Annotated in this window: 2 protein-coding genes; one reads left to right on the forward strand and one right to left on the reverse strand. The window is 65.5% G+C overall.

The window, feature by feature from the left end; translation table 11 throughout:
• Positions 1–581 precede the first annotated feature (581 nt).
• On the forward strand, positions 582–1,505 hold the full coding sequence (locus AC1DT2_RS21385) for an MBL fold metallo-hydrolase (RefSeq protein WP_477298588.1): 924 nt from the start codon (positions 582–584) through the stop codon (positions 1,503–1,505).
• A gap of 22 nt (positions 1,506–1,527) precedes the next feature.
• Here AC1DT2_RS21385 and AC1DT2_RS21390 read toward each other — a convergent pair.
• Positions 1,528–2,184, reverse strand: a 657-nt coding sequence (locus tag AC1DT2_RS21390; RefSeq protein WP_477298589.1) for an NAD(P)/FAD-dependent oxidoreductase, incomplete at its 5' end; no start/stop codon positions are given.

Genomic DNA, 2,184 nt, shown 5'->3' on the forward strand with positions numbered 1-2,184 from the left:
TGGCCTACGGCCGCTCCACTTGTGCGGAACTCGCCTCGAGGGTGGGCACCAAGGTCTCTCACGACGATACGGTCAACTGGACGGGGAGCCGTTGGTGTGAGTATGGCGGCCCAAGCGGACCATCACGGCGGTCGTGTCGGCACGTCATTTCCGACTGGGTGAGCGCCGTCGTAACCGCTGCGCTGCCTCGCGAGAACGACCGCGACTGGCGCGATGCGGTTGATCGTTTGGCGATGGCGACGAGCCGCCAGCCGAAGCCGCGTTGCTTCGTCGGCTCGACCCGCACGAACCTCAGGGATGGGGAGAGTCTTCGGTGCCCACCCTCGAGGCGAGTTCCGCACAAGTGGAGCGGCCGTAGGCCAGATAAGTACATGGGCCGCGCAGCGGCCTCTCCGGTACGAAACGCGGAGGACTGTCTGAGCAGCGAGGGTGGGCACCGAAGGCTCTGCTCCGCGACGTCAACGCCCGCCGAAGGCTCCAAGCGGCGGCATGCGCGGGTAGCAGGTACTCGCAGGACCCTTTCCCGCTAACGCGGGATCGCCGATGAATCGGCTCCTACATTTTTCGCATATGCTTGGCCGATGCACGGCATCCACACCATCGACACCGGATTCGGCCGCCCGACGTTCGACGCCGCCTACCTCGTGGTGGAACGCGGTCGTGGGGCCTTTATCGACAGCGGCACGACGCATTCGCTGCCGCATTTTCTCGATGCGATAAAAGCGGCCGACCTCGAGCCGAAGGACATCGACTGGGTCATCCTCACGCACGTGCATCTCGACCACGCGGGTGGCGCGGGCCAGCTGATGAAGCACCTGCCCTACGCGAAGCTCGCCGTGCACCCGCGCGGCGCGCGGCACATGATCGATCCCTCCGCCCTGATCGCTGGCGCAGCCGGTGTCTACGGCGAAGAGGAAGTCCGACGCAGTTACGGCGAGATCGCCGCGGTGCCGGCCGATCGGGTCGTCGAAGCGCATGACGGTTTCGTCGTCGATCTCGCGGGACGCGCACTCCTGTGCCTGGACACGCCGGGACACGCACGCCACCACATAGCGATCCACGACGAACGCTCCAACGCGTTTTTTACCGGTGACATCTTCGGCCTCTCCTACCGCGAACTCGATTCGCCCGGCGGTGCCTTCATCATTCCCACCACGTCGCCCGTCCAGTTCGAACCCGACGCGGCACACCATTCCATCGACCGCATGCTTGGCTATGGGCCTGAGGCGATGTACCTCACGCACTATGGCCGCGTTACGGAGGTGGCCCGCCTTGCAGGCGACCTACATGAGACGATCGACGCCATGGTGGCGATCGCGAAACGACACGCGACGGTCGCAGACCGCGAGCAACGCATCGAAGCGGATTTCGCCGATCTTTACGTCGACCGCGCACGGCGCCAGGGTGTGACGATGCTTCGGGACGATATCGTCAAGCTGCTGAAAATCGATATCCGCCTGAATGCGCAAGGCATCCTTGTCTGGCTCGACCGCGGTTCGCCCTGAGTTCCCAGGCGGCGGGAGCCATTCACCCTTCCAGCCGCGACTTGAACCAGTCCGCCAGCTCCGCCTTCCAGTACGCGCCCTGCGCTGCCAGGTACCCGAACGGCCGGTGCACCGGATCGAGCCCGAAGCCGGCATACGCCGCCAGCGACGCGTCCCCGCCGGCGATCGCATCCGCCAGAGCCTCGCCCGCGGCGCACGTGGGAGCCAGGCCATGCCCACCGAAGGCCTGGGCGTACCACAGGCCGTTTCCATGCGTGCCGACCTGGGGCATTTCGTGGCGCGCGTAACTCATCAAGCCAGACCACGCCTGCTCTATCCGAACGCCTTCGAGTGAAGGAAAGACACGCTCGAGATCGCGCTTCAGCAGACGCTTGACCGACGCCGGAGCGCGATCGCGAATCGAAATCCTACCACCCCAGAGCAGGCGCGTGTCCTGCAGGGGACGGTAATAATCGAAAGCGAAGCGCGTGTCGTAGATTGCCGCACGCGTGCGAAGGCAGGCGGTGAGGCGGTCGCCCAGCGGCTCGGTCACCATCACATAGGTGGCGATCGGCAGGACCGCGCGATCGATGCGTCGGTCCAGGCCAGCCAGATAGCCACCGCAGGCAAGGACCACGTTGGCGGTTTCGATCTCTGCCCCACCCACCCGCAACACCCAGCGTGGACCGTGACGCTCCAA

This window comes from Luteibacter sp. P4_E6, from assembly GCF_056401535.1.